Origin of the sequence: Chitinimonas sp. (genome assembly GCF_041904975.1) — a bacterium.
Classification (GTDB): domain Bacteria; phylum Pseudomonadota; class Gammaproteobacteria; order Burkholderiales; family Chitinimonadaceae; genus Chitinimonas.
The window spans coordinates 1-8644 of record NZ_JAYRLZ010000184.1; the positions used below are offsets into that span (position 1 = coordinate 1).

The following is an 8644-nucleotide window of genomic DNA, read 5'->3' on the forward strand; positions in this document are numbered from 1 at the left end:
GTCGCCTGTCTGTGCCTGAGGTTTGCCTGAAGCGGGTTTGCGTGGTGTGCCCATCATTGACTCCAATGACAAACGGCGGTGCGTACACCGCCGTTTGAATAAGGTTGTTGCCGGAAACATGCTGCCTGCGTCGCATCTGCCGTGTATCGCGCGGTGCTAACCCGCAATGCATCGACCTGATCGTGCAGCACAGCCATTCCCAAGAGAAAAGCGGATTATAGCGCGCTGACGAGGGTTCCTGCCGCCGCTCTTTCCAGCCAATGCCATACGCGCGGGTCTTCCAGATGGGTCATATTGAATCTCAGCCACGGCACCACCCCGGCGCCGGGCGAGAACAGCACGCCCGGCGCCTGCATCATGCCCTCCTGCAAAGCCTGCTGCGCCAGCGGCGCGGCATCATCCACGCCGGGCACGCGTGCATAGGCGAACATGCCGCCAACTGGCTGCGCCCATAGCGTGTAGCCCAGCGCTTCCAGCCGTGGCAGCGCGATATCGGCGGCCTGCTTGATGCGCCCTTTCACCCTATCCATATGCTTGCGATAAGCGCCCTCGACCAGCATGGTGTGGATGACCCGCTCGCCCACTTCCGAGGTCGATAGCCCGGTCAATAGCTTCAGGTCGCACAGATCCTGGGCACGGCGCCGGTCTGCCGCGATAAAGCCGACGCGCAGATTGGCCGACAGGGTTTTGGAAAAGCTGCCGATATAGATCACCCGTTGCAGCTGATCGAGCGCCGCCAGGCGCTCGCCCGGCCCGTTCTGGAAGTCCGAGTAGATATCATCTTCGACAATGGTCAGATCGTATTTCTCGGCCAGTTGCAGGCAGCGATGCGCGGTGGCGCGATTCAGGCTGGTACCGGTCGGGTTATGCAGCACGCTATTGGTAATGAACAGCTTGGGCTGATGCAGGGCCAGCATCTGTTCCAGCACCGCCACATCCGGGCCGTTGGGGGTGCGCGGAATGCCGACCAGGCGTGCGCCATTGAGCTTTTGATTGGCAAATACATTGAAAAAGCCCGGCTCATCCACCAGCACCACATCGCCCTCATCGACAAAATAGCGGGCAATCAGGTCCAGCGCATGCATGGCGCCATGGGTCAGCACGATCTGCTCCGGCTCGACGCCGATTTCCAGCTCGGCCAGGCGCACGCTCAATTGCTGGCGCAGCGGCCGGTAACCGAACGGTTCGCCATAGCTGGTCAGTCGTGCATTGGGGCGGCGGGTCAGATCGCGCAGCGCCTTTTCCAGCTCGGCTTGCGGCATCCAGCTAGCTGGCAGCCAGCCGCAGCCTGGCTTGAGCATTTCGTTATCGTTACTCAGTGCGTCCTGGCGCAGCAGCCACAGACTATCGACACAGCGGCGCAGTGGCGGATCGCGACGCGGCGGCACATTGACCTGGTTTTCCAGCCGGGGCGCCACAAAAAAGCCGGCGCCGCGCCGCGACTGCACAAAACCCAGCGCCACCAGTCGATCATAGGCCTCCACCACGGTGAACTTGGATACGCCGTAGTCGGCGGCAAAACGGCGGATTGAGGGCAGTCGGCTACCGGCACGCAAGCTCTTGTCGCCAATGCGCTCGACAAACTGCTCGACGATCTGCTCGACCAAGGCTTTGTCATGCGTGTGATCAACCGAAAACGGGGCCATCATTACTCCCAAACGCACCGGGACTGTCCGGAACTGTCTGGTGATTGTCCGCGCTTAGTAGATACTGAACAAGCAAAACTGTAACCGGACAACTCGCCGGCAGCACAACTTCAATCGAGAATATGGATTATGGACTATCTCAACTCAGCCTAAATCGTCGTATGCTCCCCGCTTACATTTCTCCAGAAGCCAATGGATAGGAAATGCCGATGGAAGCGCCGGTCTTCCAAAATAGTAGCCTTGCACTGCGGGTCGTCCCATCAAGCTCAATATTTTCGATTGCTCAGCAGTCTCTATGCCTTCGGCGGTCACGCCTAATTCAAGGCTGTTTGCCATCTGCATCATGGCTGAGATCAATCCAACATCACGTGCCGTTCCCGGGAGTGCAATCACGAATGAGCGGTCTATCTTAATCCTGGTAATGGGAAGGTGCTTAAGGAGCGATAGCGAAGAAAAACCCGTACCGAAGTCATCAATTGCCACATTTACCCCCAACTCACGCAACGAAAGAACAACTCGGCGGCTATGGTGAAAATCTTGCAATATCGATTCAGTAATTTCGATCTCGAGGCTTTCCGACTCCAATTCATATCGATCAATGATCGTTGCAACTTGAGCAAGGAATCCATCGTTGCGGAATTGGCGAGCTGATGCATTGACTGCCATAAAGAGATCTTTTGCCCCATGGCGCTTCCATACCGTCAACTGTGCAGCCGCCTGATCAAGCACCCACGCTCCAATTGCATCGATCATCCCCGTTTCTTCAGCCACAGGAATAAACTTATCTGGATTTACCAAACCATACACCGGATGCTGCCATCGAATCAAAGCTTCAAAGCCAGCCAGGCGAGACTCATATAAATCCACCACCGGCTGAAAGTTTAAAACAAATTCGCCGCGCTCAAGTGCACCATACAGACTCTGCTCGATGTTTAATCGATTGCGTACATTCTCAACCAAGTCACGCGAATATGCGCAAACACACCCCTTCCCCCTACGCTTTGCTTCATACATGGCACTGTCTGCCGCACTCAAAAGGTCATGCATGGTTTTTCCATCAGTGGGAAATGTTGCCACACCGATGCTTGCACCAATGACAAATTGCAGCTCATCAACATGAATTGCCTTCGCAATAGTAGACAGAAGCTTTTGACCGATCTTCATCGCCTCATCACCTTGATGCAAAGCCGGCAAAACCACCACGAACTCATCACCACCAAGGCGTATGGCTTCATCGCCATGCCGTATTACCTGAGATATTCGGCGCGCAGCCTCCTGTATCACGCGATCACCGATATGATGACCCATCGAATCGTTGATGGATTTAAATCCATCGAGATCAATAAATATTACCGCGAGGCAATGTCCAGATGCCTTCGCCAACTCCATCTCATGCCCGAGCCGCTTATCCAGTAGATATCGATTACCTAACCCAGTCAAGGGATCATGATAGGCCAGATGCATAAGCTGATGCTCAGCCTCGCGAATGGCACTTATATCAGACAACATCTGGACATACTGGGTGGGTACCCCAGCTATATCATCCACAACGCAAAGATGCTGCAACGCGGGGAAAATACGCCCATCCTTACAGCGACAAGCCACCTCACTAGAGAAATGTCCGCTATTTTCACGCGCCATTTGAATGCTGTCCGGATCACTTTCTCGCCTGACCAGTAGAAACTCATTTGGACGTCGCCCCAAGACATCATTGATAGCGTAGCCAGTCAGACGACAAAAGGCAGCATTTACCGTTAACACCGCCCCTAAATCATCCAAAATTAAAATACCCTCGGCAGCGGCATCAAACACTACACTAGCCCGACGCAACGCCTCTTCCATCTGTTTGCGCTGCGTGATATCGCGCAAGGCACCGACCACAATGGCGGTGTCAGCCACCTCGCGTCGCAAGTGCCCGTACATTTCTAGCCAGGCGATCTCGCCGTTGTCGCGATACGCTCGAAACACGCAGTGGAAGAATCCACTGCTTGCAAGCATTTCGCCAACGCCAGTACGATCATCCGGATGAATGCGGTCCAACATCGCCGCCATGCCAGCTTTGAATGGGCAGAGTCCCGCCCCCCAGATATGGTTGAAACGCTCATCACCATTCAATTGGTCCAGTTGAGATTCCCACTCCCAGATCCCTAATTCCGCTGCTTGAATGGCCAAGGTCAAACGCGTTTCGGATTTAATCAGTGCACGCTCGGTTTCATACCGAAGGCGAGCGACCTGGATCACCGCGGTCAGCTCGCGCGGATCGAATGGCTTGGTCACATAACCGAATGGCTTGGTTGCTGCCGCCCGCCCGACCGTCGCATCGTCGGCAAATGCGGTCAGATAGATAACCGGCAGATGCAATTCCTCATAAATCTCCTTGCAAGCGTCAATCCCGTCGCGTTCGCCATCAAGGTGTATATCCATCAGGATCAAACTTGGGTTCAGGCAACGTGCCGCCGAAACGGCGCCGTCAGCGCTTACTTGAGTGCCACATACCTCGTGACCAAGCCGTTCCAGCGTCTGACGTAAATCCAGTGCAACGACCGGTTCGTCCTCTACAACTAGGATACGTTCGGATTGCATCACTATGCCTCCGTATTGTCAGGATGGAATCCTATTTCAATGCTCGTTCCAGTAAGCGAGGGTTCGATAATCAGTTCACCCTTAAGTTGCTGCGCAAACATCGGTATCAGTTGAGAGCCAAGGCCTGTACCGACGCTCCAATCGAAACCATCCGGCAGCCCACACCCATTGTCGGAAACGCGAATGCGGACCAAACCTGAATCGGTATACTTCATATTCACATCTATCACGCCGCCAACATGTGGCTGAAAGGCGTGTTTTATTGAGTTCAACACCAACTCATTAATTATCAACCCACAAGGAACCACACGCTTCGCCGAAAAATAGATTGTCGCGGTCGGCACTGAGACTCTGATCACAATTTTAGCCTCGCGTGCATTGTAGATTTCACCAATCAGCGCCATAAGCCTTGAGACAAACTCTCCAGCACTGAGTGTTGATAAACTATTTGATTCGTACAATAACTGATGTACCAGTGCCATCGCCTTAATTCGTGCCTGGCTTTCGGCCAACAATTGCGCCGCTTCAGGCGAAGCTTGTCGGGACTGTAAATTCAGCAGACTAGAAACAACCTGCAGATTATTTTTGACACGATGGTGAATTTCGTGAAATAAGGCTGTTTTTTCTTGCAAGGCAGCATCCTGCAATTCCCGTTCGCGCTTTTGCCCTTGGATATCACGCGCTAACTTGCAAGCACCAATAACGTTGCCATGCTTGTCGCGTAGTGGCGAAATAGTGACCGACACATCGAGTATCCTGCCTTCACGGTGTATGCGCTGTGTTTCGAACGGTTCCACTCGTTCGCCTCTGACGATAAGTGCCATGAGCGTCTTTTCCTCAACAAGCCGCTCGGGAGGAAACAGCATGGTGATGGGGCGGCCAATGGCTTCGCTATCTGAGTAGCCTAATAGCCGCTCGGCCGCCGGGTTCCAGCTGGTTATGATTCCATCCAGCGATTTGGTGATGATTGCTTCATCTGATGAGGAAATAATCGACCGCAATCGCTCCTCAGAAGCATGCAAGGCGACCTCCTGAGCATGCCGATCGGATATATCTATGCCCGATGGAATTAACTGCGTGACGACGCCATCATCATCACGCAATGGCGCTAACATGAAGTCTATCCACATGATTGACTCGCCTTTCATGCGCACCGGAACATCGAACCGTACAATTTCACCATTACGGCATCGGTCGATTGCTGAACGCAGCAGTGCCTGAACGGTACTGTCGTAGCACCACCAATGACACTCCCAAAATGCTTTCCCTTTCACCTCATCGATGCAGATGCCTGCGGCATCCAGCGGTGCCCTATTTGCGCTAACCAGTGTTCCATCAAGATCAAGCACACCCACAAAGGTATACAGCGTATCCAGCACTTTCAACAGCTGCCGCTGGCTCTGTTCAACCAGCTTTCGGGCCGTGGATGGCTCCGTCAAATCCTGGACAATCGCCAAAATTCCGCACGCCGCACCATCAGTACCCCGCCAGGGGTAGTAGGATGCAATGCGATGAAAGACACTCCCATCTGGGCTGGGTAGGGACGCGCGAAGATCTTGATTTACAAGCGGGACACCGTTTTCAAGCACGAAGCGCAGTCGCGGCTCGATGAGCATCGCCGCTTCCCTGGGCATGTACTCTCCGGGCCGTTTTCCTAGCATTGCATCAATGGGCAGGCCGTTCGTCTGGGCCTGAGCGGGATTCATATACAGCAGCCTTAGCTCTGTATCGAGCAGCACCACGCCGATGGGAAGACTGTCCAGGACGAACCGCAGAAGTTGCGACACACCATCAAACTGCATACTTCCTCCGAGTTGACACTTGGCTTAGTTTTTTTAATCTATAGATGCGAGGCGGCGCGCAATCAAATATATTATTTTACTGAAATACCCAAGCCAAGCTGATCAACAATCGCATCACGAACCGCCTCCTCGTGTGCCGGAAATTTGAGCATCATTGGAACTCCACCCAGGATTGCAGAAATCGGGATTCAGAAATTTCCGTGACAACGAATATATTTTGCTTACATGCAGATTGATTTAACACAAAGTGATGCGCGCACTGGCAGGGCCATAAAAAGCCTAACGCCGGATGCAAAGCAGGGAATTCGAGCAAAACAAGCTCACACCGCTTAAACACCCGGCCGATTTCGCTTTATTTTTAGTCAAAATCACTGAGTTTTGCCAATTTTTGACGTTTTAGTGAGAATTCGAAGAGTTGCGCACCAACCTGCCAAGCACACTGCGCAACACACCTTGCGGCTTTCACTAATCAAATTCAAATACAGCATTTAAAACCACTGCAGCAACATCGACCGAAGCGCCCTCATCCACTATTTCAAATGGCAAAAACCCGGAACGGTCACGCAAGGCGACACATTTGAACATCGCACCATCCTAATCCACTGTTCATTTTATGCACCAAACCCAGGAAAGCCCACATTGCGCGGGATGGCAATATTATCTGCACTTCTCCAAATCAGGAACGACTTCGATGGCGGCCGTACAAGTGCAGCGGTCAAGAATACGATACAGGCAGTGCCGAAGTCGCTCTGATCATCTGAGAATTGCGAGGTCGCAAATACAGAGATTAATCCCCACACCTCTTTGATTTACAGCCCTTCGCCAGATTCTCTCATTTGAAAAATTTGCAATTCGTGATGTTGCAATGACTAGACCCCCCCACTCTTTCTAAAATATTAGCAACGCAGACAGTATTTGAAAGCCACCAAATTCAAAACTGCCCATTCACCATCAAATAGGTACGCACCTTGTTGCTGCTACCATAAGCAATGGCAAAATACGCCGGGCCTAATCGCGTATCACTGCCGATAAAAAGAGTTTCCGAATGCAACCAGCGGCTCGGATCGAGGCTAGGGTCCAGCGGCCGCCATAGCTTGCCACCTTCCAGTGCCATCCCCCAGAAACCTGCCCTGCCAAAAAGCGGACTCAGCTTTGCCAGATCTTGCGAAATGCGGATACTGGCCTGGGCAATGCTGGCAGCACGTAGCTCGCCGGGCTGAAAGCCGGACAGCTGGAACAGGCCGCCACTGGCAGGCTGGGCATAGTCGGGCGCATCGTGGGTATGGTCCAGCTTCAAGGCTAGCAAGGTGGACCAGCTGCCGTGGCGCAGCGCCTGCTTCAGATCCAGTGTGCTGCGCGTGTAGGCGGCCGTCGCGCCAAGCCCGGTCAGCGACTGGAAGTAATCGAACTTGGCATAGCCGCCTTCACGCGGATACAGCGCGTCGTCGAGCTGGTCGTAGACCAGCGTCGCCTTGAGGCCGCCGACATGGGTCGCACCTTGCCTGAGGGTCGGGTCACCGGTACTGCGACTGAAATTGACCTTGCCGCTGACCAGGCCGATACGCGCCTCGCCCCATTGGCCCCAGCCCGAGCCGATATCCAGACCTATCTGTCGCTCGGCGCGCCGGTACTGTGCCAGGCGCGAGCCGGCGTAATACAGCTCGAAAGGCTCGCTCACCAATCCGGCATTGGCTGCCACAAACGCGCTACCACCCAGGGTAAGCGGCTGATGAAAAGCAGTCTGCAGCCCGCGGGTCGAGCCGATAAAGGCGCGCGCCTTGAATTCTCCACCCAGGCGGTTCAACCAGCTGCGCCGGTACTGCGCACCTAATTCGAACGCGGCATCGTCATTGAAGTCGGTGCGCAAACCAAGACCAAAGTCCAGATAGCCCGGGCCCCAGGGCTTCTCGCGCGGCCGCACTTCCAGCGTGTCGCCTTGAGGTCCGGGCAGGACGCGATAGTCGATCTGCTCGAAGTCGCCACTGGCATACAGCCGCCCCAATTCGGCATGCAAGCGCTCCAGCGGCAAGGGTGCGCCGGGCTTGATATCGAGCGCTTCCTTCACCACGGCCGGATTGACATAGCGGGTGGCTTCAACCTCCACCGCCGCAATCGGCGCATTCTTGCGCACCCGCTTGGCCAGCGCCGCACGCCACTCAGCATAGGCCGCAACATCAAGCTGATAGCCCAGCAGTGCCGGCAAGGCGGCCTGCGCCGCTGCTTCACCGGCCGCTATAGCGGCCGTGCCATCGGCAAACCCCGCAGGTGACATATTGCCAAGATCGGGCCGCACCAGAATATCGCGCTTGCCCAGCTGGCGTACCTGCTCGTCGACATTGCGCTGCATCAGCGCACGCACCGCCTGATCGGAAATGCTCAGCGCATCCTGGGTTTGCTGGCGCGTCAGCAAGGGCGAGCCGACGTCAACGGCAATCACCACATCGCCGCAGACGCCGCGCGCCACATCCACCGGCAAATTGCGCGCCATGCCGCCATCGACCAACACACGTGTGGCGCGCTCCACCGGCGGAAACACCCCGGGCACCGCCATGCTGGCACGCATGGCGCCGGCCAGATCGCCGCGCGACAGCACCACCATATCGCCGCTTTCCA

The 8644-nt window shown here is 54.9% G+C and carries 4 protein-coding genes; all 4 read right to left on the reverse strand.

Features of this window, described 5'->3' with window-relative positions; genetic code table 11:
• Positions 1–215: 215 nt before the first annotated feature.
• The gene (locus tag ACE3OH_RS15610; protein ID WP_374354907.1) at positions 216–1649 is read right to left on the reverse strand and encodes a PLP-dependent aminotransferase family protein; all 1434 of its coding nucleotides are present in this window, start codon (positions 1647–1649) and stop codon (positions 216–218) included.
• A 141-nt stretch (positions 1650–1790) separates the two neighbouring features.
• Complete coding sequence (locus ACE3OH_RS15615) at positions 1791–4229, reverse strand: EAL domain-containing protein (protein ID WP_374354910.1); 2439 nt, start codon at positions 4227–4229, stop codon at positions 1791–1793.
• A gap of 2 nt (positions 4230–4231) precedes the next feature.
• The gene (locus ACE3OH_RS15620; protein ID WP_374354914.1) at positions 4232–6031 is read right to left on the reverse strand and encodes a PAS domain S-box protein; all 1800 of its coding nucleotides are present in this window, start codon (positions 6029–6031) and stop codon (positions 4232–4234) included.
• 931 nt (positions 6032–6962) lie between these two features.
• On the reverse strand, positions 6963–8644 hold a 1682-nt coding region (locus ACE3OH_RS15625; protein ID WP_374354917.1), incomplete at its 5' end, for a patatin-like phospholipase family protein.

What these genes read in the sequence shown, in the direction of transcription:
- ACE3OH_RS15620 (WP_374354914.1), bottom strand. Translation starts at nt 6,031, where the DNA reads ATGCAGTTTGATGGTGTGTCGCAACTTCTGCGGTTCGTCCTGGACAGT.
- ACE3OH_RS15615 (WP_374354910.1), bottom strand. Translation starts at nt 4,229, where the DNA reads ATGCAATCCGAACGTATCCTAGTTGTAGAGGACGAACCGGTCGTTGCA.
- ACE3OH_RS15610 (WP_374354907.1), bottom strand. Translation starts at nt 1,649, where the DNA reads ATGATGGCCCCGTTTTCGGTTGATCACACGCATGACAAAGCCTTGGTC.